Origin of the sequence: Stenotrophomonas indicatrix (genome assembly GCF_002750975.1) — a bacterium.
GTDB classification, from domain to species: Bacteria; Pseudomonadota; Gammaproteobacteria; order Xanthomonadales; family Xanthomonadaceae; genus Stenotrophomonas; species Stenotrophomonas indicatrix.
This window is the reverse complement of record NZ_PEJS01000001.1, coordinates 1,975,132-1,998,573: the sequence shown is the minus strand read 5'-3', so window position 1 is coordinate 1,998,573 and position 23,442 is coordinate 1,975,132. Positions and strand designations below refer to the sequence as shown.

29 protein-coding genes are annotated in these 23,442 nt (G+C 67.5%); 17 read left to right on the top strand and 12 right to left on the bottom strand.

Annotation, left to right across the window (positions count from 1 at the left end):
* Position 1 precedes the first annotated feature (1 nt).
* Entirely contained in the window at positions 2 to 958 is a 957-nt protein-coding gene (locus CR918_RS09265; protein ID WP_025874472.1) for an acyl-CoA desaturase, read from the bottom strand.
* An 84-nt stretch (positions 959 to 1,042) separates the two neighbouring features.
* Positions 1,043 to 1,810 (bottom strand): hypothetical protein, encoded by a 768-nt coding sequence (locus CR918_RS09260; RefSeq protein ID WP_099842549.1) that lies wholly within the window; start codon positions 1,808 to 1,810, stop codon positions 1,043 to 1,045.
* 144 nt (positions 1,811 to 1,954) lie between these two features.
* Here CR918_RS09260 and CR918_RS09255 point away from each other — a divergent pair, with 144 nt between their 5' ends.
* The 4 genes from CR918_RS09255 (at position 1,955) to CR918_RS09240 (ending at position 4,335) form a co-directional block, all read left to right on the top strand.
* Positions 1,955 to 2,578, top strand: a complete 624-nt coding sequence (locus CR918_RS09255; RefSeq protein ID WP_025874474.1) for a sigma-70 family RNA polymerase sigma factor — start codon at positions 1,955 to 1,957, stop codon at positions 2,576 to 2,578.
* Entirely contained in the window at positions 2,575 to 3,249 is a 675-nt protein-coding gene (locus CR918_RS09250; RefSeq protein WP_025874475.1) for a ChrR family anti-sigma-E factor, read from the top strand. Before CR918_RS09255 ends, CR918_RS09250 begins: the two co-directional genes overlap by 4 nt.
* 19 nt (positions 3,250 to 3,268) lie before the next feature.
* Positions 3,269 to 3,952, top strand: a complete 684-nt coding sequence (locus CR918_RS09245; RefSeq protein WP_099784212.1) for an NAD(P)H-binding protein — start codon at positions 3,269 to 3,271, stop codon at positions 3,950 to 3,952.
* A gap of 71 nt (positions 3,953 to 4,023) precedes the next feature.
* Complete coding sequence (locus CR918_RS09240) at positions 4,024 to 4,335, top strand: hypothetical protein (protein ID WP_032974675.1); 312 nt, start codon at positions 4,024 to 4,026, stop codon at positions 4,333 to 4,335.
* Here CR918_RS09240 and CR918_RS09235 read toward each other — a convergent pair.
* Entirely contained in the window at positions 4,332 to 4,817 is a 486-nt protein-coding gene (locus tag CR918_RS09235; RefSeq protein WP_099842548.1) for a TspO/MBR family protein, read from the bottom strand. The two genes, CR918_RS09240 and CR918_RS09235, sit on opposite strands and share 4 nt — an antisense overlap.
* Before the next feature lie 80 nt (positions 4,818 to 4,897).
* Positions 4,898 to 7,093, bottom strand: coding sequence for a hypothetical protein (locus tag CR918_RS09230; RefSeq protein ID WP_099842547.1), 2,196 nt, complete (start codon positions 7,091 to 7,093; stop codon positions 4,898 to 4,900).
* A gap of 120 nt (positions 7,094 to 7,213) precedes the next feature.
* Between CR918_RS09230 and CR918_RS09225 the strand changes: the two genes are divergently transcribed.
* Positions 7,214 to 9,067, top strand: coding sequence for an XVIPCD domain-containing protein (locus tag CR918_RS09225; RefSeq protein WP_088100032.1), 1,854 nt, complete (start codon positions 7,214 to 7,216; stop codon positions 9,065 to 9,067).
* Positions 9,068 to 9,115: 48 nt separating this feature from the next.
* Here CR918_RS09225 and CR918_RS09220 read toward each other — a convergent pair whose 3' ends face one another.
* From CR918_RS09220 to CR918_RS09200, 5 genes are all read right to left on the bottom strand, one after another.
* Entirely contained in the window at positions 9,116 to 10,030 is a 915-nt protein-coding gene (locus tag CR918_RS09220; RefSeq protein ID WP_099842546.1) for an alpha/beta fold hydrolase, read from the bottom strand.
* Between the two features lie 71 nt (positions 10,031 to 10,101).
* Complete coding sequence (locus tag CR918_RS09215) at positions 10,102 to 10,428, bottom strand: DUF6958 family protein (protein WP_099842545.1); 327 nt, start codon at positions 10,426 to 10,428, stop codon at positions 10,102 to 10,104.
* Positions 10,421 to 10,957 carry a GFA family protein gene (locus CR918_RS09210; protein ID WP_033831162.1) on the bottom strand — a complete coding sequence of 179 codons (537 nt, stop codon included), beginning with the start codon at positions 10,955 to 10,957 and terminating at the stop codon, positions 10,421 to 10,423. Before CR918_RS09210 ends, CR918_RS09215 begins: the two co-directional genes overlap by 8 nt.
* A gap of 28 nt (positions 10,958 to 10,985) precedes the next feature.
* Positions 10,986 to 11,906 (bottom strand): TolB family protein, encoded by a 921-nt coding sequence (locus CR918_RS09205; protein ID WP_099842544.1) that lies wholly within the window; start codon positions 11,904 to 11,906, stop codon positions 10,986 to 10,988.
* Positions 11,903 to 12,967 carry a hypothetical protein gene (locus CR918_RS09200; protein WP_099842543.1) on the bottom strand — a complete coding sequence of 355 codons (1,065 nt, stop codon included), beginning with the start codon at positions 12,965 to 12,967 and terminating at the stop codon, positions 11,903 to 11,905. Before CR918_RS09200 ends, CR918_RS09205 begins: the two co-directional genes overlap by 4 nt.
* An 88-nt stretch (positions 12,968 to 13,055) precedes the next feature.
* On the opposite strand from CR918_RS09200, the gene CR918_RS09195 reads away from it, so the two are divergent.
* Genes CR918_RS09195 through CR918_RS09180 form a run of 4 tightly spaced genes read left to right on the top strand, consistent with a single transcriptional unit; the run spans position 13,056 to position 15,113 of the window.
* On the top strand, positions 13,056 to 13,985 hold the full coding sequence (locus CR918_RS09195) for a LysR substrate-binding domain-containing protein (protein ID WP_080148712.1): 930 nt from the start codon (positions 13,056 to 13,058) through the stop codon (positions 13,983 to 13,985).
* Positions 13,982 to 14,443 carry a helix-turn-helix domain-containing protein gene (locus tag CR918_RS09190; protein ID WP_025874482.1) on the top strand — a complete coding sequence of 154 codons (462 nt, stop codon included), beginning with the start codon at positions 13,982 to 13,984 and terminating at the stop codon, positions 14,441 to 14,443. Before CR918_RS09195 ends, CR918_RS09190 begins: the two co-directional genes overlap by 4 nt.
* Before the next feature lie 11 nt (positions 14,444 to 14,454).
* Entirely contained in the window at positions 14,455 to 14,886 is a 432-nt protein-coding gene (locus CR918_RS09185; protein WP_099842542.1) for a VOC family protein, read from the top strand.
* Complete coding sequence (locus CR918_RS09180) at positions 14,883 to 15,113, top strand: hypothetical protein (protein WP_099842541.1); 231 nt, start codon at positions 14,883 to 14,885, stop codon at positions 15,111 to 15,113. Before CR918_RS09185 ends, CR918_RS09180 begins: the two co-directional genes overlap by 4 nt.
* A gap of 19 nt (positions 15,114 to 15,132) precedes the next feature.
* On the opposite strand, the gene CR918_RS09175 is transcribed toward CR918_RS09180, so the two are convergent.
* Positions 15,133 to 15,828 (bottom strand): HAD family hydrolase, encoded by a 696-nt coding sequence (locus CR918_RS09175; protein WP_088100025.1) that lies wholly within the window; start codon positions 15,826 to 15,828, stop codon positions 15,133 to 15,135.
* Positions 15,829 to 15,842: 14 nt separating this feature from the next.
* Positions 15,843 to 16,025 carry a hypothetical protein gene (locus CR918_RS09170; protein ID WP_099842540.1) on the bottom strand — a complete coding sequence of 61 codons (183 nt, stop codon included), beginning with the start codon at positions 16,023 to 16,025 and terminating at the stop codon, positions 15,843 to 15,845.
* Positions 16,026 to 16,308: 283 nt separating this feature from the next.
* Between CR918_RS09170 and CR918_RS09165 the strand changes: the two genes are divergently transcribed.
* Genes CR918_RS09165 through CR918_RS09150 form a run of 4 tightly spaced genes read left to right on the top strand, consistent with a single transcriptional unit; the run spans position 16,309 to position 19,209 of the window.
* Positions 16,309 to 17,193, top strand: coding sequence for an acyl-CoA dehydrogenase (locus tag CR918_RS09165; RefSeq protein ID WP_243379038.1), 885 nt, complete (start codon positions 16,309 to 16,311; stop codon positions 17,191 to 17,193).
* The gene (locus tag CR918_RS09160; protein ID WP_243379036.1) at positions 17,181 to 17,933 is read left to right on the top strand and encodes a PIG-L deacetylase family protein; all 753 of its coding nucleotides are present in this window, start codon (positions 17,181 to 17,183) and stop codon (positions 17,931 to 17,933) included. Before CR918_RS09165 ends, CR918_RS09160 begins: the two co-directional genes overlap by 13 nt.
* Entirely contained in the window at positions 17,930 to 18,517 is a 588-nt protein-coding gene (locus CR918_RS09155; protein WP_025874488.1) for a class I SAM-dependent DNA methyltransferase, read from the top strand. The genes CR918_RS09160 and CR918_RS09155 overlap by 4 nt, the downstream gene beginning before the upstream one ends.
* Positions 18,514 to 19,209: a glycosyltransferase family 2 protein gene (locus CR918_RS09150; protein WP_080148717.1), complete on the top strand. Its 696-nt coding sequence runs from the start codon at positions 18,514 to 18,516 to the stop codon at positions 19,207 to 19,209. Before CR918_RS09155 ends, CR918_RS09150 begins: the two co-directional genes overlap by 4 nt.
* Positions 19,210 to 19,227: 18 nt before the next feature.
* Here the strand turns inward: CR918_RS09150 and CR918_RS09145 are convergent, their stop codons facing one another.
* Positions 19,228 to 19,866, bottom strand: a complete 639-nt coding sequence (locus CR918_RS09145) for a DUF6766 family protein (RefSeq protein ID WP_099842537.1) — start codon at positions 19,864 to 19,866, stop codon at positions 19,228 to 19,230.
* A gap of 205 nt (positions 19,867 to 20,071) precedes the next feature.
* Here CR918_RS09145 and CR918_RS09140 point away from each other — a divergent pair, with 205 nt between their 5' ends.
* From CR918_RS09140 to CR918_RS09125, 4 genes are all read left to right on the top strand, one after another.
* A complete protein-coding gene (locus CR918_RS09140; RefSeq protein WP_025874491.1) occupies positions 20,072 to 21,235 on the top strand; it encodes a zinc-dependent alcohol dehydrogenase in 1,164 nt (387 codons plus the stop codon).
* A 163-nt stretch (positions 21,236 to 21,398) separates the two neighbouring features.
* A complete protein-coding gene (locus CR918_RS09135) occupies positions 21,399 to 21,746 on the top strand; it encodes a hypothetical protein (protein WP_088100021.1) in 348 nt (115 codons plus the stop codon).
* Positions 21,747 to 21,870: 124 nt separating this feature from the next.
* Positions 21,871 to 22,635: a DUF72 domain-containing protein gene (locus CR918_RS09130; RefSeq protein WP_059064230.1), complete on the top strand. Its 765-nt coding sequence runs from the start codon at positions 21,871 to 21,873 to the stop codon at positions 22,633 to 22,635.
* Entirely contained in the window at positions 22,628 to 23,440 is an 813-nt protein-coding gene (locus tag CR918_RS09125; protein ID WP_088100020.1) for a DNA-formamidopyrimidine glycosylase family protein, read from the top strand. The genes CR918_RS09130 and CR918_RS09125 overlap by 8 nt, the downstream gene beginning before the upstream one ends.
* The last annotated feature ends 2 nt before the right edge of the window (positions 23,441 to 23,442 follow it).

The following is a 23,442-nucleotide window of genomic DNA, read 5'->3' as shown; positions in this document are numbered from 1 at the left end:
GTCAGTGCCTCGCCTTGGCCAGTACCCAGGCCGGGATGGGCTTGAGGCCCTTAACCAGGCCCAGCGCAGCCATTGCGCGCAGGCCATACCAGCTGATGTCGATCTCCCACCAGCGGAAGCCCTGGCGGGCGGTGCCGGGAAAGAAGTGATGGTTGTTGTGCCAGCCTTCGCCGAAGGTCAGCAGCGCCAGCCAGAGGTTGTTGCGGCTGTCATCTCGGGTCTCGAAGCGGCGCCGGCCGAATCGGTGCGCCAGCGAATTGATGGTGACCGTGGCGTGGAACAACACCACGGTGGAGATGAAGAAGCCCCAGACCAGCAGCTGCGGGCCGGAGGTATGCAGGCCTGGCGCCACACGCTCGAGCACCGCACCCACGCCATACAGCGCAGCGGCCAGCAACACCGGAACCACGGTGTCGAACCGGTCCAGCCAGCGCAGCTCGGGGTAGCGGGCCAGATCGGGAATGCGCTGCAGATCGGTGGCAAAGGCACTACGGGTGAGGAACCAACCCATATGGCTGCGCCAGAACCCGCCCTGGCGCGGGGAATGCGGATCCTGCGGTTGATCGGCGTGGCGGTGGTGGTGGCGGTGGTGCGCTGCCCACCAGAGCGGGCCACGCTGCACGCTGGCGGCGCCGATGACCGCGAACACGAACTGCACGGTGCGCGATGCCTCGAACGTCCGGTGCGAGAAGTAGCGGTGATAGAACGCGGTGATGGCGAACATCCTGATCGCGTACAGGAACACTGCGACGGCAACCGCTGTCCAGGACACGCCCACCCAGATCACCCCGAGGCAGGCCACGTGCAGCAGCGCGAAGGGCAGGGCGCGCAGCCAGTCGATGCGGTCACCCTGGCTGCCGTCGATCGCCGCTTCGCTTCCAGCATCGGTGTCGAACCAGCGCTGGAAGGTGCGCAACAGGCGCGAACGTCTGCGGAGTGGAGGCGCTGCGGATGCCATGGACGGAAGCCCGAGGGAGTCGATTGCCTACCTATACGCGTTGCAGTGCAGGTTGGATGCAGTGGATTGCATCAGACTGCATGTTCACCTCGTCGTAACACCACAGCTCGCTACCAGCGGTCGCTGCAGCTCAGTGCGCCAGCGCTGCTCCGGCTGCTCGGTTGCGGGCGCGGCAAAGCGCACGGTCACCTGCGGATAATCGCCACGTGCATCGCGCAGGTTGCTGGTACCACGGAACTCGAGCAGGCGGCGATCAGCATCGGCGTAGACCAGCGACAGACGTGGGGCCACCGCGCCGAACCAGGTATCAAGGCGGACATTCACCGCATGGGCGGAAAGCCCCTGCCAGCGCACCGGGCCCTGGTACTGCACCTGCACGGGGTAGAAGCGTTGCCGGCCGGGCACCAGAAAAGGCAGGCTGACCGGTGCTCCACCCTGCAGCGTCCGCCAGTGGGCCCGCACGGCGGCATCGAAGCCGGCGTCGATCACGGCATCCGGGGGCAGCGGCAGCTGCCTGGTTCGGGAAGGCGTGGACGTGTCCTCCTTCCAGTCGACCCGGACCACGCCGGGGTCGACCCTCACATCGGCCGCTTGGCCGCTGCGGGCGTCCTGCAGCACATAGCCCCGCACCTGCGGCCGGGTGGCGGCGGGCATCTGCTTGCGGGCGAAAGGTTGGCCCGCAGGGCAAAGGTATTCCACCCAGCGTTCGCTGCCATCGCCGGCGCCGCGCTGCCAATGCACTTCGCGGTAGGCAATGACTCCGTTGGCCAGGGTGGCCACGCCCTCCGAACGCAGAAGAGGGGCGGCCGAAGCGGCGCAGGGCATGCAGAGCAGCAACCAGGCAAGACGCATCGGGGCGATCCATGGGAGGCTTGCGGGCCTGTACGCGCGACGGCGCCGGCTGGATGCACGTTGGCACCCATCCCGGGTGCATCCAACAGGCGCCACCGTGCGTAGAGGGAAGGACTCCTCTTCACCCAACGGCAGCCCCCGCCGATGTACCGTCCTCCCGCCAGTCCCTCCCATCCCTTCGACACCGCGCGGATCGTGTCCAGTTCACAGCAGCCCAGCAACGAGCCAACGAACTGGAACGGCGAGATGGATGGCGTCGCCCGGCTGCGCGATCGTGACTGCTTCATGCGCATCTACGACCATTTCATGCCGCGCCTGTGCATTTATCTGCGTGGCCTTGGGGCACCCGCAGCGGTGGCCGAAGAGCTGGCCCAGGAATGCCTGCTGCGCCTGTGGCTGCGCGCGGCCGAGTTCGATCCTGCCCAAGGTGCGCTGAGCACCTGGTTGTATCGCATCGGTCGCAACCTGCACATCGACCGCGTGCGTCGCGAACGCAGCTGGATGCAGGTGCAGGAAGCCGTGGAAGACGCCGCTGCCGCCGACGTCGGCGAGCGCAGCAGCGCCGAGCAGTTTGCCGACCATGCCCGCCTGCGCCAGCGCATCAATGAACTGCCGGCCACGCAGGCGCGTCTGGTTCGCATGTCTTACTTCGAGGCCAAGAGCCACAGCGAGATCGCGCAGGCGCTTGGGATGCCGCTGGGCACGGTCAAATCACACCTGCGACGAGCGTTCCTGCAGTTGCAGTCGAAGGTCGGGGGTGCACCATGAATCCGCACCACCACCTGCATGAGTCGACACTGATGAGCTACGCCGCCGGTGCTCTGCCGGCACCGTTGAGCATCGTCGCCGGCACCCATCTGGAGCAGTGCCCGCACTGCCGCCAGCGGCTGCGCGAAGCGGAGGCCATCGGTGCCGCACTGCTGGAGCAGACCCAGCCCGTGGCGGACGAGGCGCGGCGGGCGGGCCTGCGCGAAGCGATGCTTGCCCAGCTCGTCGAGGTCCAGGCCGACGCGGTGCCAGGCCCGCTGCGGTCGATGCCGCGCGAACGCCCCGAGGCGGATCCGGACCATCTGCCGACGTCGCTGCATCCGTACTTCGGCGATTCGCTGGGTCGGCTGCACTGGCGCTGGATGGCGCCGGGAGTGCATTGCATCCGTGCCGAGCAGATGCCGTCGCTGATCATGCTGAAGATCGCGCCGGGCAAATGCCTGCCGATGCACAGCCATGGACGCAGCGAACTGACACAGATCCTGCGGGGTTCCTACAATGATGCGCTGGGTCTGTTCGCGCCCGGCGATGTTGCCGACCTGGACGAGGAGGTCGAGCACCAGCCGGTAACGGCGCCGGGCGTACCGTGCATCTGCGTTTCCGCGCTGGATGCGCCGCTGGTATTCAGTGGTTGGCTGGCCCGCCGGATCCAGCGCTTCGTGAAACTCTAGGCTTCTTCAAGGTCAACGCATGTACGAAACACGCCCGCTGCGGATTCTGCTGACCGGCGCGACCGGACTGGTCGGGCAGGGCGTTGCCCGTGCCTGCCTCGCTTCGCCGCAGGTGGCGCGCACCGCCGCCCTGGTCCGCGGCAAGGCCCGGCTCGACGCGCGTATCGAGCAGATCGTGCTGGCCGATTTCCAGCATGCCCGTGGTGTGGGCCCGCAGCTGGCCGGATTCGATGCGTGTTTCTATTGTGCCGGAGCACCGCCGGTCGGCACCGCCGAGGACGAGTATCGGAAGGTGACGCTCGATGCCACCCTTGCCGTGGCTGCAGCATGGGCCGAGGCGAATCCGGACGGCCGGTTCCTGTATGTCTCCGGCGCCCATGCCAATCCCCACAGCCGGATCATGCCCCTGCGCATCAAGGGCGAGACCGAGGCCGCGTTGGCGCAGCTCGCGGTGCGCACCGTCATGCTGCGTCCCGCCGGGGTGCGCCCCGTGACGGGCACCGGCACCCGTCATGCGGCGTTGAAGCCGCTGTATCGCTTTGGCGGCCCCCTGATGGCGGCGGCGGGCCGCGTCCTGCCCTCACTGGTGACCAGCAACGAAGCCATCGGCCGCGCGATGATCGTGCTGGCGACGATGCCGGACCCGCCGCCGGTGCTGGAATGTGCGCAGATCAACCGACTGGGGGGCGCTGCTGCAGCCTGATGGGTGCGGTGCACATCTGCTGCACATCGCGCCTACTACAGTCGTCGCTCATCCTTCTGTGACGCATCGACGTGAACCTGCAGCCATCGTCTTCCCTGCTTCGCCCATCGCGCCCAGCGCCTGAGAACGGCCGCTTCGACCTGCTGGATGTCAATGCACTGCAGGATCCCGGCAGCGGCCGCATCGTCCATCTGTATTCGCTGGTGGCGCGCTGCCTGTGCTGCGAGGTCGTATTCAAGGCGCAGGAGGGCGATGGGCTTGTCAGCACGTCTGCCGCGCGTGTACTGCGCTGCCCGACCGGCTGCGGTGAGCAGGCCTTCAGGGGCAGCGCGCTGCGCCAGTGGCGGCCCGCAGCGCAAGGCCCTCAGGCATTGCCCGGCTAAAGCACGGCCGGATTGGCCTGCCACACCGCGTAGTTGAGCGCACTGGCGAACGTCACCCATGCCAGGTAAGGCAGCAGCAGCCATGCCGCCGCCGGACGCACGCGATGGAAGGCGACGATCGTGGCCACGATCAGCGCCAGCAACAGTGCGATGTCAGCGAACGCCAACGCCCCCTGTTTCCAGCCGAAGAACAGCCAGCTCCACAGCACGTTGAGGGCCAGCTGCAGCAGATAGAGTGACAGCGCAGGCGCGGTCGCGCGCCATCCGCCCTGGCGCCACACCAGCCACGCCGCCAGCGCCATCAATGCGTACAACACCGTCCACACCGGACCGAACACGCTGGCCGGCGGTGCCCATGCCGGCAACGCCAGGCTTGCGTAGAAATCCGCTGCCGAGATCGAGGCACGCGCGCCCAGTGCGGCCGCCAGAAAAGTGACGATGGCCCAGCCCAGAAGGCCAACTGCTTGCCTGCGGACATTCACGGTGTCTTTCCTCCTGCACTATCGCGAACTGCGGTAGTGCGTTGTACGTAAAGGCGTCGCGACTGGATGCAGCCTTCGGGTCAGTCCGCCGTGCCACCGTCGCTGGCCGCTGCAGCACCGGGCAGCAACGCGGGCCGACCGTCGAACCATTCCCGCGCACCGGCCAGATGCCATTGGCGGCGCTGTCCATCCAGCTCGATGCCGGCACCCAGCAGGCCCCAGCGAAGGTAGAGGTCGCCACGCTTGCGCTGGTCCAGCAGATCCAGCCGCGCACGCAGCGAAAGGCGCTCGTTCTCCGCCTGCAGTCCATCCAGTACCAGATGCCCGGCGCGCCAGCGCAGGCGGGTATGTGCATCCACCTGGCCGGAGTCGAGCAGCGACAATGCCCAGCGCGGGTAATCGCTGCGCTCGGCAAACAGCGCCAGCAGCGGGCCCGCGTCGCGCATGGCAAGGTCCGCGCGTGCGTCCACCTGGAACGGTGACTGCGCATCGATGTCACCGCGGGCGATGGTGACCCGGCCCCACCACGGCTGTGAACGCTGCTGCTCACCCACCTGCACGTTGCGCAGCTCGATCACGCTACCGCCCAGATCGAAGCGGCGCTGGCTGAAATCGCCACGCCGCAGCCTGCCATCAACGCGGGCGTCGCCCTGCAGGCCAAGCCCGGCCAACTGCAGGCGTGCGCGTTGGCTGCGCAGGCGGACACTGCCATTGCCAACCCGGCCCTGGGTATCGAGTTCAACGTCGCCGCTCACCTGGCCAGCGCCTCCCAGCAGCCGCACCTGGCCGTTGCCCAGGTAGCGGTTGTAGGCGGTGAGGTCTGGAATGCTTGCGTCATCGAAGCGCAGCTGAGCGCGCACGCCCTTGCGCAGCTCGCGCAGGCGACCGTCACCGGTGAGTGTCAGTGCCAGGTCGCGCCCATCGAACAGCGTGGCACCCTTGGCGCCGCCTGCACGCGCATTGAACGTGGGAAGCTTCACTGCCAGTACGGCGTGCGTCGGCGTCCCGGCCTGCAGTTGGCCATGGGCGCTGGCCGTTCCCTGCATGTGCACGCCGGCCACTTCGGCCACCGCCCGCGCCGCAGGAATGTCGACGCTGCTGCCAGCGGCCAGCTCGCCGTTCTGCAGGCGCAGGTCGGCGCGCAGCACGCCACCACCCTGCAGCTGGAACCAGGGTTTCTGCACGAACAGTGCAGGAATCCAGTTGAGCGAGGTGAAGGTCCATTCGCCCTTGACCGTTCCGGAGGTGCGGCCCAGCATCTCGCTGGGTTCGGCGAATGGAATGTGCCGCCCGGTGATGGTCAGATCCGCGTCCAGCGCAGCGCCTGTGCCCTCGCGCTGCGGCAACCGCGCCTGCAGGCGGATGTCGCGGGCGGTATCCAGCTGCACTGCCAGCGTTCCGCGGTCGGGGGCGCCAGCTCCCATCTGCAGGGGAACCCGCCAGACCGCATGGCTGCCGGGCTGAAGCGCGCCCTGGTCCAGGGTGATCGCGGCCTGCAGCTGCCCCGGCACGGCGGCGCTGGCAATGGAAGGACGTTGCGTGTCCGTATCCAGGCGCAGGCCCTGGCTGCGCGCCTGCACCTCCAGCACGGCATGCAGCAGCCCCAGCTTTGCCAGCCCGGGTGCCTGGTCGCGGTAATGCCGTGGGTAGGAGAACTGCGTCTTCAGCTGCATGTCGCCGAGCAGCTGGGTGCCGTCAAGGCTGACGTCGGCATCAGCGAACGCCACCTCCGAGTCCAGCAGTTCCGAGGGACCACCACGCAGCTGCTTCACGAAACCGACCGTGCCGCTGCCCTGGCCAACGATCAACAGCTTGCCCACGCGGACGCTGCGGATGGTTTCGCTATGAATGGCATCGAACCGCAACGTCCAGCCGCGATCGCCGCGCGGTGGTGAGGGAATGGCCTCCTCCACGCGCGCGATCTCGGCGGCCACCCCGGTCGCGTGCAGCGACGGCACGCGCACCTCGCGCTGGAACAGCGGCAGCAATGCCAAGCGTGCACTGGCGCGGTCCGCGCGCAGCACATACACCGTGTGATTGACGTGGCCGCGCATCTGCACATTCCAGGCGATGACATGCCCCGGCAGCAGCGTGATCGCCGGGCCAGTGGTCATCACGAACTTGTGCGGCTTGCGATTGGTGACCTGATCGAACAGCGGCGTATTGAGGAAAACATTGCCTGCCAACAGGTACAGCAGATACAGGCCCAGCAGGTACGGCAGCAGCTTGCGGCCGTGACGGCGCCATCGCTGCGGGCGGGCGAGGGAGTGGGGCATGGACCCTCGGCGTGGAATGGGATGGCCATCACTATCGTGGATGCGGCTGCGGCGCGATGTGAACGTGTTGCGCACACCGCGTCCTATAATCAGCGCGTCACTGTTCAAGGAGGTCACGGCATGAATGCCCGGACCAGCAAGGAAGGCGCAACCCAGGATGCGCCGCGCGATGCCGCCTCGGCGTCGTTCGATCCGACCTACACCTCGGCCAACAGCGAGGTGCGGGCCGCCGCCGGTGGTTACTCGGTCACGTTGAACGAGGGCGACGGCGCGTTGAAAGTGGGTACCGAGCACAAGCGCGCAGCGTCCAGTCTCGCATCGCAGTTCCAGGGGACGTCGCTGAACATGGCCGGCAGCCCGACGCCCGATGGCGGCAGGGATTACCTGCTCACGATGGAGTCGGTGGTCAGGGCAAGCGCGAAAGGTGCCGGCTTCCAGGACACCAGCAGCACCGGCGTACGCGGGCGCTACAGGGTCAGCCTGCCCAGCGAGGCGGTGGACGTCGATCCCACCCGCATCAACCCGTTCGATCCGCAGACCATTCCCAAGGGGGGCAGCGTCACCCTGGATGGCCAGCAGTTCACCGGCACCGCACTGGAAGGCAGCTTCCGCAACATCGCCATGCAGAGCCAGACGACCGAGGCGAGCGGTGCCAGCTACCGCGTGGATCGCCTGGATGATGGCCGGGTGCGCGTCACCACCGGGCCGAACGAGGCGGTGGAAGCCTTCAACGGCATGGGATTCAGTGCCGGCAGGTTCAGCGCGATTGCCGGTCGGCAGGACGCGCTCGGTCACGCTGCCGTCCGCACTGCCACGTTCGACCTGGATCAAGCCGAAGGCCGCCAGGCCTATGAACAGTTCATCGACAACGGCACCCTGAGCGGCCAGACCCCGGGCGTGCAGGATCTGGCGACGGTCGAGCGGCTGGGCATGAGTTCGCAGACGCGGCTGAAGGTCGGCTATGGCGACACGTTCGGCCTGGACCTGGCGGGTGCACGCAACAGCGGCGACGTGGTGCAGGTCAGTCGCGAGGACGGCAGCCGCACCGAACTGCGCAGCGTGCAGTACAACGGCAACCTGCCGGCAACCCGGGTCAGCGCCTACGGCGCCGACGGCCAGGAAGACAGGGCGCAGCGCCGCTATGAATTCACCTTCGACCTGCGCGGCCATGCGCAGGGTGAGCAGATTGCCGGAATGGCCAACGCCGCACTGTCCGGCGACCCCAGCGGTGATCGCGGACCGGTGAAGGCCGGTGAGCTCACTACCCTGAGCTTCAGCGAGGCCCAGATGCGCACGCTGATGGAGCGTACCCAGTCGATGGTCGGGGGCAACCCGATGCTGGGGCCATCGTGGCAGGTGCTTGCAGAGGACGGCAACGGCAGGCCGCAGCAGGATGTGGACGCCTTCGCCCTGGGGCTGGCGCGCAACCAGGGGCAATCCACCTATGGCATGGCCGAACGCCTATTCCATATCGCCGCGGCGGGCGGCAAGGATCTGCAGAAGATCGACGCTGCCGTGCAGGGCGAGCACCTGCAGTCGCTCGCGCCGCCCTCACCGCTGCTGCCCCGTCAGGACCCACGGCACACCGCCAGCCCGGACCACGGCATGTGGCTGCAGAGCCAAGGCGCTGTGAGCAGCCTCGACCAGGCGATGGGGCGCCAGCCTGATGAGATGAGCGAACGGCTGGGCATGGCCCTGCTGGTCGCGGCCAAGGCCAAGGGCATGCAGCGGATCGACGAGGCCGTGCTCAGTGACGACGGCAGGTACGCGTTCGCGGTGCAGGGCCAGCCGCACGCCGCCGATCGTCAGATCGCCCGCACCGATACTGCGCAGGCAGTGGCTACGCCGGTCAGCGAGCACGTGCGCGAGCTGCAGCAGGGGCAGTCGCTGGCGGCAAGCTCTGAGCAGGCGAGCCAGCAGCAGGAGCGGGAGCAGTTGTCCCAGGAACACGCTGCACGGGCCATGGCGCGTTGAGTCGGGCGCGCCAGCCCAGCGGCTGGCGCATCGGGTCAGCCAGGCCTATCAGGCTCGCCAAAGCGCCCGGGCCTCATCGGCAAGCAGCGCAGGCTGTTCCTCAGGCCAGAACAGGCGTCCGCCTTCCACCCAGCGGATACCGCGCGATGCCGGCAGCGTCTGGTGCAGCCACTCTGCCCAGCGGCCCGGAAAGAGGGGATCGGCTGTTCCCCACACCATGCGCGTGGGAATCGTACTGCGTTGCAGCGAGGCTTCGATGGCCACCAGCGGATTGGGCTCGAACGCCGCGAGGTGGTCATTGAGCTGCTGTTGGCGCAGGGGCGAGGATACCAGCGGGCGGAAACTGTATTCGATGGCCTCATCGCTGAAATGTGCCGGATCCACATAAGCCGAGCCACCGATACCGGCCGCTGATCGCGCGTAGCCGCGATCCTGCAGGTGGCGCACAATCTTCTGGTGATAGGTGCCTGCGCGTGCGGCGGCCAGTGAGTCCTTCATCTGCACCGGCGGGCTGTTCTGGTGCACGTCGCAGTTGGTCAGCAGCATCGTGCGCACGCGGCTCGGGTGCTGCACAGCGAACAACTGGGCCACGGTGCCGCCACTGTCATTGGCAACCAGGTCGACCATCGCAACGGACAGCGCATCAAGCAACGCAACGAGCATGTCGCTCTGTGCCTGCGGGGACAGGTCCTGCGTGGCCGCCACCGCGCTGTGGCCCAGGCCCATGAAATCCGGTGCAATGCAGCGGCGGGACGAAGAAAGCTGCGCGATCGCATGCCGCCACTGGAAGCCGCTCAACGGGAACCCGTGCAGGAACAGTGCGGCCGGACCCTTCCCTTGTTGCACGCAGGCGATGCGCCCGAACGGTGTGCGGACCCAGCGCCGGCGGGCGGCGAACGCTGCCGCATCCATGGGCTCGCGCAGGCCCGCGCTGGCGCCGCGCACGCTGGGCGGCCATCCCATGGCCAGCAACAGTCAAGCACCGATCAGCAGTGACCTGCGCGACGATGAAGGCGCATCGTTGGATGGACCGCTCATGACGTCACCGCCGTTCGACCGACGACCGCATGCTTGAACAACCGCACGGGCTTGCCCGCTGCGCGCTCGATCACGCCCTTGGCTTCCAGATCCAGCTGCACGGCCTTCAGCCACCAGCCTGCGGTCGCGCCTGCGGGGAACAGATCTGCAGGCAGCGCCGGCAGCAACGACTGCTTGGCAATGGCAATGGAAACCCCGGGCGGCGCCTGCGGCAGCACGTCGAGCAGGGCGCTGCGCATGGCGCTGTACTTGCCCCGGTCGACCCACTGGGTCCTGCCGGGCGAGGTGATGCTCTCGATCTCGATCTTGTCTGGCTCAGCCATGGACCTCTCCTTCAATGCGGATATCCGGGCTGCGCAGGCCCATCGCAATCCAGGCCTTCATCAACCGGGCATAGAAGCGCAGCGAGTGTTGCTTGAGGTTGGGTACATCGGCGGGCAGCACGGAGGGATCGGGCAGATCGCCCACCATGGTGCGCATCTGCAGCGGCGGCCGGGCATCCTCCGGCCACAGGCCGCCATACAGGCTCAGCCAGTGGCCGCCGGTCAGTTCAAGAAACAGGGGCGTGTTGCAGCAGGTGGCCAGCACGCGACGGGTGCCGGCATCGGCTGAGAGGCGGAACGAGGCCAGGCGCTCCACTCCTGCCAGGAACTCCACCCGGTCCTTGCGATACATGACGAACCGGGTAGTTCCATGCGGTCCGAGCAGCCGCTGGGCGCCGGGAAGGCGCTGCAGGCGCAGGCCTGCGGCGCGGCAGCTGTTGCAGCAGCAGTCGACGCAGGCGATGGGTGTGCCGGTCAGGTTCAACGTCACTTCGCCACAGCGGCAGGCAACCTGTTGTGCGGAAGGCATGTGGATGCTCTCTTCGGGGGCTCTTTTTCTATCGACGAACCGGGGGGGCCGGAATCGACAGGGACGGTGGCAGCCGATAGCTCACCCGGTACAGGTCCAGGCTGGCGCCATCGCCGCGACGCGCTGAATAGGTGAGCGTGCCAGGGCGGGACCAGTCGAGCATGGCCCCATAGCTGTCGCTCGCACCGTCGTTGACGGGTGCGGGCAGTCGCATGCCGGGCGCGTAGCGGTCACCGAACGCGCGTGCCGCGAACTGCTCGACCCGCGAACCGCCGAAGTCCTGTGCACGTGCGAAAACGATGGTCCGCCCATCGCCCAGGAAGGTGGCGTCGAACTCCTGCGCGGCCGTGTTGACCGCGCCTGCCACCGGCCGCGCAGGTTGCAGTTGGCCATCGTCCACCCGCGCGACATACAGATCGTGGCCACCGGCGCCACCTGCTCGGTCGCTGGAGAACAGCAGGGTGCCACCGTCGGGCGCGAGCATCGGCGCAAACTCGTTGGCGGGACTGTTGACGGCAGACCCGAGATGCTCGGCGGCACCGAACTGCAGGCCCTGCACGGGCACCCTGTACAGGTCATCGCCGCCCAGGCCACCGGGGCGATCGGAGCAGAACAGCACGAAGCGGCCATCGGCGGTGAACGCAGGGTCGAAATCGCGGCCGGGTGTGTTGAACGGAACCGGGCGCGCGGCACTCCACTGGCCGTGCTGCAGATGCGAAACCCAGATGTCATGGCCACCTTCGCCGCCAGGCCGGTCACGGCTGAACCAGAGCGCTGTGCGTCCGTCGGGGCTCAGCGTCAGGCGGATTTCGCTGTATCGGGTCGACGCGATGCCTGGTGCGAAACGCTCTGCGCGAGGGTCGAGTGCCAACGCCTCCCGGCTGGCATCACCCCCCAGCAGTCCAGCGACCGCGACCGCAAGCGCGACCAGTGAGGCAAGCGCGTTCATGCCTGCCGCTCGAAATCGCTGATCCAGTTGGTCTCCCAGGTCGCTCCGCCGTCTGCGGATGCCGCCTGTTCCCAGCGTGCGGAACGCGAGGTGATCCGCGACCAGATCACCCGCGTTCTGATCGGTTGTCCCCGCAGCTGGTCGTCTCCCATGAACGTGCCGACGCCATCGACAAAACCGCCGCGGACCGGTGCGCCGATCCGCGTGGGATCGCGGCCATCCAACCACCAGCTCGACCACTGGCCACTGCTGGCATCCCATGCGCGGATGCCCATGCCGCGTACCGTCGCAGCGGGGAAGTACATGACGTTGTCGCCAACGTTGCCGAAGCCGCCCAGCACCGGCCAGTTATGCAACGTGCCATCGAAGTGGTCCCAGCGGTTGCTGCCAGACAGGCGTTCGCGCAGCCGCTGGTGCTGCACCGTCCAACGGCCGACCAGGAAGTCGAAGTCGCGGGGCGCATCCGACTGCAGCGGCAACGACGAGGGTATCGCTGCCGTGCGGGTGAACCAGTTGCGCCAGTTCACTTCCCAGTGCACGCCGTTGTCTGCGGAGAATGCCTGCTCCCACCACGGCTGCGCAGCGTGGATGTCGTGCCAGCGGAACCAGACCTGGATGGGCTGGCCCTTGAAGGAATCCGCACCACGGAAGCTGCCGCCTGTACCGCTGAAGCCGCCACGCACCGGCGCTTCGAAGCGGCTGGGAGCGCGGCCATCCAGCCACCAGATTGCCCAGGTGGCGGAGGCCGGATCGAAAGCACGTACACCCAGGCCGCGGTAGGCGCCGCCGGGCAGCTGCATCAGGTTGTCATCGATCGTGCCCAGCCCGCCCAGGGTCAGCCAGACCGCACTGGTGCCGGTGAAGTCCACCCAGCGCGTGTCGGCCACCAGGCGTTCCTGCAGCCGGCGGTGACGCACGTTCCAGTTGCCCTGCAGCCAACGCCAGTCATTGGCATGGTCTCTGCCGGCATGGGCAAGGGTGGCGCCCAGCGGAAGGCACAGCCCGAAGGCGCCGGCACCGTACAACGCGGCAAGGCCGCCCAGAAATCCACGTCGCTGCATGTCTGATCCCCGTTGTCCGAGGCCTCATCTTCGGCGTCGTATGGGGGATTGACCACGCGGATATCGAGGCTCAGGCTAAGCCACACTTATGGTCGCCCACCGCCACCTGCCGTCGCTCGTTGCCATCCGTGCCTTCGAGGCCGCGGCGCGGCTGGGCAGCTTTGCGCGGGCCGCGGAAGAACTGGACACCACGGCGGCGTCGGTCAGCTATCACGTCCGGCGCCTGGAAGAGCAGACCGGTGCACGACTGTTCCTGCGCCACGCCCAGCACGTCGAACTGACCGAGGCCGGTGCCAGCGTCGCAAAGGAGGCTACCCGCGCCTTCGATGCCCTGCGTGCCAGCTTCATGCGTGCCGCCGACATGGATGCCACCCGCCTGCGCCTGACCGCACTGCCTACGTTGGGCACCAGTTGGCTGACGCCGCGGCTGGGTGGCTTCCGCGCCCGGCATCCGCAACAGGTGCTGGAGCTTGATCTGTCGGCGGAGCCGCAGGACCTGGCAGGCGGGCGTTTCGACGCGGCCATCCGCAACGGTCACGGCGACTGGCCGGGGCTGCACGCCGTGGAGCTGTTCCCCAGCGTGTTCACGCCACTGTGCGCGCCCGCGCTGCTTGAAGCCGCCACCGGCCTGGGCGGCGCGCGGCTGCCGGATGTGCCATTGCTGGGGCGTCCGGACTGGTGGGCGCTATGGTTCCAGGCATTCGCGCAGACACCGGCACCTGGGGCGGAGCGCTTCGCCACCAACTTCGCTGCCGAGCATCTGGACGTAGCCGCAGCGATCGCCGGCCAAGGCATCGCCATCGGCTCGCCGATCCTGTTCAAGGCCGAACTGGATGCGGGGCGCCTGGTACAAGCCCACGAAGGCGTGGCCAGCGATGGCCGCAGCTTCTGGTTTGCCAGTCCGGCAGGACGCAGCAACGCCCCGAAAGTCGCGCACTTCCGTGAGTGGCTGTGCACCGAGGCAGCAGCGGCCCGGCATGCTGCACGATCCTTACTGCGCAGGGTGGCCACGCCATGACCCAGAGCCCGGAACTGCTGCGCCGCCTGCTGCGTGCAAAAGACCACATGGACCGGGCCAGCCATGAGGACTGGCCGGTGGCGCGGCTGGCCGGGATCAGCGCGGTTTCCGCGGCCCATTTCGCGCGCTCCTTCAAGGACGCCTTCGGGGTGCCGCCACACCGCTATCTGCTCAGCCGCCGCATCGAGCGCGCTGTCGCCCTGCTGCGCGATACCGACCTGCCGATCACCGAGATCGCACTGCAGACCGGCTGGACCAGCCTGGGCACCTTTGGCCGCATCTTTCGTGACATCACCGGCGACAGCCCCGGCGCCCTCCGCGACCGCGAGCGGACCGATGCCCCGGCGCAGGGCCCGGTGCCGGAGTGCCATGCGCGTGCCGCGCGGCGCCCGGACCTGAAGATCGCAGTTTTGGAGAAGCGCCGCCGCACCGGCCTTGTTAGCGTAGATCCCACCTGAGGGAGGATCCTATGACTGGCATGGTGAATGTGGTCGGCCTGTATGTGCACGACCAGGATGCGGCACTCGATTTCTACGTCAACACACTCGGCTTCCAGGTGCATACCGATGTCGGCAACGGCGACTATCGCTGGCTCACGGTGCATTCGGGCGGCGAGGGCGGGTTCCAGCTTGGCCTGTTCAAACCGGGGCCGCCGGTACACGATGCGGCCACTGCGCTGACCCTGCAGCAGATGGTGGCCAAGGGTGCGATGCCGCCGCTGGTGCTGGCGGTGGACGATTGCCGCGCCAGCTACGAGCGGCTGCTGGCACGTGGGGTGGAATTCACCCAGGAGCCGGTGGAGCGCTATGGTGCAGTGGATGCCGGATTCCGTGATCCGTCCGGCAATGGCTGGAAGATGATCGAGCGCTCTGCGAAGACTGCCGCGAGGACGCCGCAGTGAGGGCCGGCAGCTGGGCGCGTCCCGTGCACCGCTGGACGTCTATCGTCTTCACCCTGACAGTGATCGCCAACTTCGTGGCGCGCTGGATGGGGCAGGGCGAACCACCGGACTGGCTCACCTACTCGCCGCTGCCGCCGTTGTTCCTGCAGCTGTTCACCGGGTTGTATCTGTTTGCGTTGCATTACCGCCGCAGGCCGGATGCCGCGCGCGCCGGCGTCGCACCCTGACGCCGGCCGCAGAGGCAGATCAGGCGAAGGCGCGGGGGCTGTGGCCCGCCAGCAGAGCGGGAAGCAGCTGCATGGATTCGAAGATCACCTGGGCGCCAGCGGCGCGCAGTGCCTCGGGCGAACTGTGGAAAGGCCCACCCGGGCTGAAGCCGAAGACGGTGGCCCCGGCGGCAACGCCTGCGGTGGTGCCGGTCACCGTGTCCTCGATGACTGCACAGCGTGTGGGATCAACGCCCAGCGACGCGGCGGCGGCCAGATACACACCCGGGTGTGGCTTGGTCTGCGGTAGATCCTGGCCGCTAAACATGCGCCCTGCGAAGACCTCATGCAGGCCGATCCTGCGCAGTTGCAGTTCCACCTTCAGCAGGTCCGCGCCGGATGCGCACGCAATGCGCCCATCAGTGGCAGCGTGGATGGCGCGCACCGCTGCAGGCGCGCCAGGAATTGCAGTCAGATCGCGCTCCAGCGCGATATTGCGGCGTGCGCGGAACTCATCCAGCCACGCCGGCGTAAACGGCTTTCCCGTGCGCGCCTCGATCAGGTCGGCCTGGGCAGCCACGGATTTGCCGAGGAACACTTCACCGGCCTGGCGGGCCGTCAGCGGCCAGCCGCGCTCGGTCAGCATCTCGGCGAGTACGCGGGAGGTCAGAGGTTCGGAATCGACCAGGACGCCGTCACAGTCGAACAGGACAGCGTCAAACGGGAAGCGTGACATGTTCCGTCCCCGCATCAGTTGTCGTGCACGCGGGCCGCTGCCGCGTTGGCGCGTTTCAGGCGCTCGTCCCGGGCCTGGCGGTCATAGGCATCCCTGGCCTGCATTGCTTCGCCTGCGGCACTGATCCATCCGCTGGTGCTGCATCCCGAGGCAAGGGTGGAGGCTACGAGGGTGGCGGCGACAAGCAGTGATTTCATGGATGTTCCCGGGGGCGTGGACGACAAGCGTCGAACAGAAGAAAGGTGAATCAGGGTGACGACCTTATCCATCTCGCACTTAATAGGCCTCGACCGGCGTTTTTGTATATGCATGACAGAAGGCGGTGGGGGAGGGACAGCGGCTTCATGCGCTCGCCACGCACCGAAGACAGCAACGTGACCGCCTCCGCTCTACGTTCTGCAGGCCCCCTCCGTTCGGCCTGACATGCTCGATACCGTTTCCATCCCTCCACTCGCCGACCGGGCGCGCCACGCGCTGCTGATGCAACCTGCGCTGCCACAGCCCGGCGGCGGCAACACGTTGCAGCGATGGCGCGCGCTGGCCCGGCTGGGCGCTGAGGACCTGTGCCTGGCCAAGGTTCTCGAAGCCCACTACGATGCTGCCGCCATCCTGCACGACCTGGGTGCACCGGCACCGGCCGACGGCACGCTATGGGCGGTGTGGGCAGCCGAGGGCCCTGCCTGCACCGTGCGCGCCGATGCGCTCAATCGCCTGCATGGCGACAAGCCGTGGTGTTCGGGCAGCATGTTCGTCGATGCCGCCCTGGTGACGGTTCGCTCGCCCGATGCAGCGCAGCTGTACAGCGTTGCCGCTGCGTATTGGCAGTCGCTGGATGCCGATCCGTGGCCAGCAGTAGGCATGGCCGGAATCCGTTCCACCACCGTCCGTTTCAACGCCGCACTGGCGCAGGCGGTGGGTGGGCGCGATGCCTATCTGCAGCGGCCCGGCTTCTGGCATGGCGGTGCAGGCATCGCGGCCGTCTGGTTCGGGGCTGCAACCGCATTGGCCGAACGCATGCAACCTGCCTGCGCCGAGGGCCTGCGTGCGCGGCTGCTGGGCAAGGTGGACCTGGCATTGGCGCCGGCGGCGGCGCTGCTGCGCGAGTTGGCAGTGAAGATCGACCAGGCACCTGATCTGCCACATCGCGAAGACGTCGTCCGTGTCCGCAGCGTCGTGGAACGTGCCGCCAGCGAGGTGCTTGACCTTGCAGGCCGTGCATTGGGCCCGGCGCCCATGTGCATGGAGGCCACGCACGCGCAGCGATGGGCGGATCTGACCGTCTTCCTGCGGCAGAGCCATGCAGACAAGGACTGGGCCTGGCTGGGCGCACAACGGGCGCTCCAGGAGGGACCGTGGAGCCTGTAGCCACCATCCACGGCACCGGGCCGGACGAGCACGCATGGCAGCAGTGCGACTGGCTGTGGAAGCAACCCAGCATCGGCCTCGCGGACCTGTGCGGAGATGCGGCCCGGATTGTCGTGGTGGCGCCCCATCCCGACGACGAGATCCTCGGGTGTGGGGGGCTGCTGTGTGGTGCCGTCGAGCGTGGTGTGGCCGTGCAGGTCGTTGCCGTGACCGATGGCGAGGCCTGTTATCCGGACGAGCGCTGGTGGACGCCCCAACGTCTTCGCAACGCGCGCCGCGAAGAGCTGCGCGCGGCGTTGGCCGAGCTGGCGATCGGCGCCGATGCGATCTGCCATCTCGGCATCGACGATGGCGCCGTAAGCGCACACGAACAGGAACTGGAAGGCTGGTTGCAGCGCACTCTGCGCGACGACGATCTGGTGCTTGCGCCGTGGCGGTTCGATGGCCACCCCGATCACGAGGCCGCTGGCCGGGCCGCATGTCGTGCGGCTCACGCGGCAGGCTGCGCGCGCCTGGAATATCCCGTATGGGGCTGGCATTGGCTGGAGCCTGCGCACGCACACATGGCATGGGAGGCGCCGAAAGTGCTGGACATCTCCAACGCCATTGATCGCAAGGCACGGGCCATCGCCCGCTTCCGCACCCAGATCGGGACCGTCCCCCGCCTGCGCGCTGAGCCGATCCTGCCAGCCCACATCCTTGCCCGATTCTCCCGGAAAAACGAGGTATTCCTAGCATGAGTGCGCAACCTTATTTCGACCAGCTGCATGCCGCTGAAGATCCCTTCGGCTACCGCAGCCGGTGGTACGAAGAACGCAAACGCGCGTTGCTGCTCGCCAGCCTGCCGCGTGCCAGGTTCAGCCGCGGCTGGGAGCTGGGCTGCTCCAACGGGGTGCTGACCGAGGCGCTGGCGCCTCGCTGTGAACGCCTGCTCGCCACCGACATCAGCCCCCGTGCCACGTTCCAGGCGCGCCGCAACCTGGCCCACCTGCCGCATGTCCAGGTGCACTGCGCCAGCCATCCGCAACAATGGCCCGCTGGGCGCTTTGACCTGATTGTCTGCGGTGAAATGGGCTATTACCTTGCACCGGAGGCACTGCCCGCGCTGCGCAGCGGCATCCACGCGGCGCTGAAGGATGAGGGCCTGCTTGTTGCGTGCCACTGGCTGCCTGCCTTCCCCGGACGCTCCAGCGCCACGGCACTGGTTCACCAGCACCTTGGGCAGGGGCTGCAGGAAGCGTTCTGCTATCGCGATGCTGATTTCGTATTGCAGGGCTGGATGCGCCGGCCGCTGTCGCTGGCCCGGGAAGAGGCGCTGCGATGATCGGCGTGCTGGTGCCCGCGCATGACGAGGCCGCCACGATCGGCCGCTGCCTGCGCTCACTGCAGAAGGCGGCCCGGCACCCTGGCCTGAACGGATGCGAGGTACGCATCGTAGTGGCACTGGATGCCTGCAGTGATTCGACGGCGGCCATCTGCAGGGAGCTGCAGGTGGAAACCATCGACCTGCAGGCGCGTTGTGTCGGCGCTGCCCGCGCTGCTGCAGCTGCGCGGCTGCTGCAGCAGGGAGCACGGTGGCTGGCAAGCACCGATGCCGACGGCACCGTGCCGCCGCAGTGGCTTGCGGCGCAGCTGGATGCCCGCAGTGATGCGTTCTGTGGCGTAGTGGACGTGGCCGCCAGCGGCCGCCGCAGCCGCCATCTGCGCAGGCTGTTCCGGCGCAGCGAGCGCTGGGGCGATGGCCATGGGCGGGTGCACGGCGCCAACCTGGGTGTTTCGGCGCAGGCCTACCGTGCTGTCGGCGGTTTCGCCGCGCTGGGCTGTGGCGAAGACGTGGACCTGGTACGTCGGCTGTCGGCGGCGGGCGCCAGCGTGCGCTGGGCCGGGGCCCCGGTCGTGACCACCAGCGCCCGCCTGCTGGGACGGGCGCGCGGCGGTTTCGCCGACTATCTTGCCGGGCTGACGCTGGAACAGCAGAGCGCCCCTGCCGTCTGTCAGCTGACCGGCACCGGCTGATCGCTGCCTGCGAGCGGCTCAGTCGCCGGTCTGCGAGTGCGGGGCCTGCACCGGTTTCGACTGCGGCGAGTCCTTCTGCCGCAGGAAGATGGTCAGTACCACCAGTGACAGCACGGCCAGGAATTCACTCTGCCAGTTCTGCATCGACTCGAACCAGAACGTGCTGCCCAGCACATGCTCAAGGAAGCCCGGTGCCGGCAGCCCCTGCAATTGCTGCTCAACGCACTGCGAGCGCCAGCTGCCGATGGCGTGCAGGATGAAGCTGAGCAGGAACATCAGCCCGAATGCGATGGCCAGTGAGTGGCCGTACAGCGCCTTCCACACTCCGCCACGTCGCACCGGCCAGGGCGTAGGGCCGTCTTCCACGCGCTCCTGTTCCTGTGCCGGGTCAATCGGGCGCGACTCGGCAGAGCCCCGTTGACGCAGGGAGACGGTCAACAGCACGTACATGCCCATCTGCAGGAATTCGCTTTCCCAGTTCTCGAACGTGGCGCTCATGAAGTGACCGCTGTGCAGGTACTGCCACAGATCAAGCGGCGTCCTGCCATGCTGCAGCAGTTCCTCGTTGTGGACCTGCAGTCCCGCAGCCACCTGTCCCCCCAGGAACAGCAGCATGAGCGCCAGCAACGCCAGTGACAGACCATTGCGTTTCCACATGCCCTTGCTCCGCTTGCCTGCATGCCGCGTGAGAGCCTGCGCGGAAGACGTCGAAACGACCGTGAACGATCTGCCTGATGGATGTGAGGAGCCCGGCGCTTGACGTGGTGTTGCATTGATATGGACAGGACGCACACCGGACAGTCACCGCCTGCGAGCGCGGCGCGTGTGAGTCTGGACGCTCCGCAACAGCAGGAGACAGATGATGCAGGCGCTGACTTATCACGGCCGCAAGGACGTCCGCGTGGAAACCGTTCCCGACCCCGTGCTCGCCGCCGACGACGACCTCATTCTGAGGGTGACCGCCACGGCCATCTGTGGATCGGATCTGCATCTGTACCGAGGCAAGATCCCTGACCTGCACAGCGGGGACGTTCTCGGCCATGAGTTCATGGGCGTGGTGGAAGAGGTGGGCGCGGGTGTCACCCAGGTTCGTCCCGGCGACAGGGTGGTGATTCCGTTCGTGATCGCCTGCGGCGACTGCTTCCATTGCCGCCTGGCGGAGTACGCAGCCTGCGAGACCACCAACCCTGGAAAAGGCGCGGCAATGAACGCCAAGGGCATGCTGCCGCCGGCAGCGCTGTTCGGATACAGCCACCTGTACGGCGGTGTGGCCGGTGGCCAGGCCGAGTTCGTGCGCGTGCCCAAGGCCAATGTCGGCCCGCTGCGCATCCCCGATGGCGTCGCCGACGAGCAGGTCCTGTTCCTGTCCGACATCCTGCCAACCGGCTACCAGGCGGCGCTCAATGCCGGGGTGAAGCCTGGCTCGACCGTCGCGATCTTCGGCGCAGGCCCGGTAGGCCTGATGAGCGCGGCGTGCTGCCGCCTGCTGGGCGCCCAGACGATCTTCATGGTCGATCATCTTGCCTATCGCCTGGACTTCGCCCAGCGCACCTACGGCGTGACGCCGATCGATTTCAGCAAGGTGGATGATCCGGCCGACTACATCGTCGGTCAGACCAGCGGCCGCGGCGTGGACGCCTGCATCGAAGCGGTCGGCTTTGAAGCGGAAGGCAGCGCACTGGAAAGCGCGCTGACCGCTGTCAAACTGGAAGGCAGCAGCGGGGTCGCGATCCGTCAGTGCATCGCCGCCGCCCGCCGAGGTGGTGTGGTCAGCATTCCCGGCGTCTATGCAGGTTTCATCCACGGATTTCTGCTGGGCGATGCCTTCGACAAGGGCCTGACCTTCAAGATGGGCCAGACCCACGTCCAGGGGCTGATGCCGGAGCTGCTGACCGCGATCGTCGAGGGCAGGCTGGACCCGGGCAACATCATCTCCCACCGGATGCGCCTGGCGGACGCGGCACAGGGCTATGCGATGTTCGATGCGAAGGATGATGAATGCAGGAAGATCGTGCTGACCCCATGATTGCGGCGGCGTGTTTCGTACCTGCCGCCAAGGGGGCGCGCCGGTCCGGACAGCGTGCCACCGGGGCTCCCGCTGTGCCTGCACGCAACGGCCATCCATTCTTGACGGCGCCTTGGCGCCGGACGTGGATACTTCCGCCGTCATTGGCCGAGGAGGACTGAAAATGGGTAGCACCGAGACCAGCAGGGCGCCGCGCATTCTGCGCGTGGAAGTGATGCCGCTGGACTGCGGGGAAACCGCAGTGGTGGTGGAACTGGCATCGCCCCCCGGCAGGGCCTGGGAGAAGGCACTGAAGCGCGTGATTTCTGAAGCCGAGGGGCTTGAATCGGCGCAGTCGCGCTGTGACGGCCGCTTCGTCTACATCATCGGTATCGAGCCCGGTGGCCGTGGCACGCTCCATCGGGTGAACCAGGTCCTGGCCGCCACCCACGAACGCATTGCACCGCGCAACGGGCATTCCATGCCGATGCCACAGCAACCGGCAGGCGCCATGGTCAACGCCAGCCTCTGAGCAGCGATGGCCGATACACGGCAACCTGACGGCTGCAGGCCGGCCACGCCCGGCGGCACAGGCTTCACGCCGCAGCCGACGTGTGTTCACCATGTTGCTACGAGCCTGTCGCCACCGTAGCGCCATGGCACGTGAACTCCGTCATCCGCGACCGGGCCACCCGGTCGCCGTGGGCTGCGCAGGGTGGTCGCTGCCCACGGACATCGCCCACGCGTTCGCGGCGGGAGACAGTGCGCTGCAACGCTATGCATCGCGCTTTCCGATCGTGGAGATCAATTCGTCGTTCTACAGGCCACATCAGCCCGCCACGTATGCGCGCTGGGCGGCCAGCGTGCCGCACGGTTTCCGTTTCTCGGTGAAGATGCCGCAGGCCATTTCCCATGACGCGCGCCTGCGCGGTGCTGCGCCGTTGCTCGACACGTTCCTGCACGCGGCGGCGCATCTGGGTGATCGGCTGGGCGCCCTGTTGCTGCAGCTGCCGCCGAGCCTGGCCTACGATGGCCGCACGGCATCGGCCTTCTTCCGGGCGCTGCGCCGGCGCAGCGCCGTGCGGGTCGCCTGCGAACCACGCCACCCGAGTTGGTTCGACGACAAGGCCGACGCGCTGCTGGATGACCACGGCATTGCCCGGGTCGCGGCCGATCCCGCCCGGGTTGCAGGGGCTGATCAGCCGGGCGGAGCCAGGCACTGGAGCTACTGGCGGTGGCACGGGCAGCCGCGCATGTACTACAGCGCCTACCAGCAACCGCAGCTCTGCAGTCTGGTGGCCGCCGCAGTAGAGGCCGCCCAGGCGGGGGAGGCGTGGATCATCCTTGACAACACGGCGCACGGCCACGCCGTGCCCAATGCACTGCAACTGCAGTCGATGCTGGAGCACGCCAATGCCTGAAGGTCCTTCCATCGTGCTGCTGCGCGAGGCCGCCGCCAGGTTCAAGGGAAAGACCGTCCGTGGCGTCAGTGGCAACAGCACGCTCGACCTGGCCTGCCTGGAGGGACGCCGGGTGCGGGCCGTGCGCAGCTGGGGCAAGCATTTCCTGCTGGAGTTCAGCCACGTCAGTCTGCGCATCCACCTGATGATGTTCGGCAGCTGGCGCATCGACGAACGCAAGGAGACGCCAGCGCGGGTATCGCTGCGCTTTGACAACGGCGAACTGAACTTCTACACCTGCTCGGTGAAGCTGATCGATCAGCCGTTGGACGAGGTCTACGACTGGCGCACCGACGTGATGAGCGACCTGTGGGACCCCCGGCTTGCCCGCCGTCGCCTGAAGTCGATGCCCGATGTCCTGGTCTGCGATGCCCTGCTGGACCAGACGCTGTTCTCCGGCGTGGGCAACATCATCAAGAACGAGGTGCTGTTCCGCATCCGGGTCCACCCGGCCAACCCTGTTGGTGATCTTCCGCCGCGCAAGCTTGCCGACCTGGTCAAGCAGGCCCGCGAATACAGTTTCGACTTCCTGCGCTGGAAGCGCGGCTTCGAGCTGAAAAAGCACTGGCAGGTGCACACCCGGCGGACATGCCCCCGTTGTGGTGGTCCGGTCAGCAAGGTCTACATGGGCACCACGCATCGGCGCACCTTCTTCTGCCCGGTATGCCAGGTCGATTATCGCGCTGGGACGCCGCGGCCGCCGGCGAAGAAGCGCACCCTGGCGAGAGGCCCGGTTCAGCGCGGTGGTGTCAGGCCCGTGCGTTGATA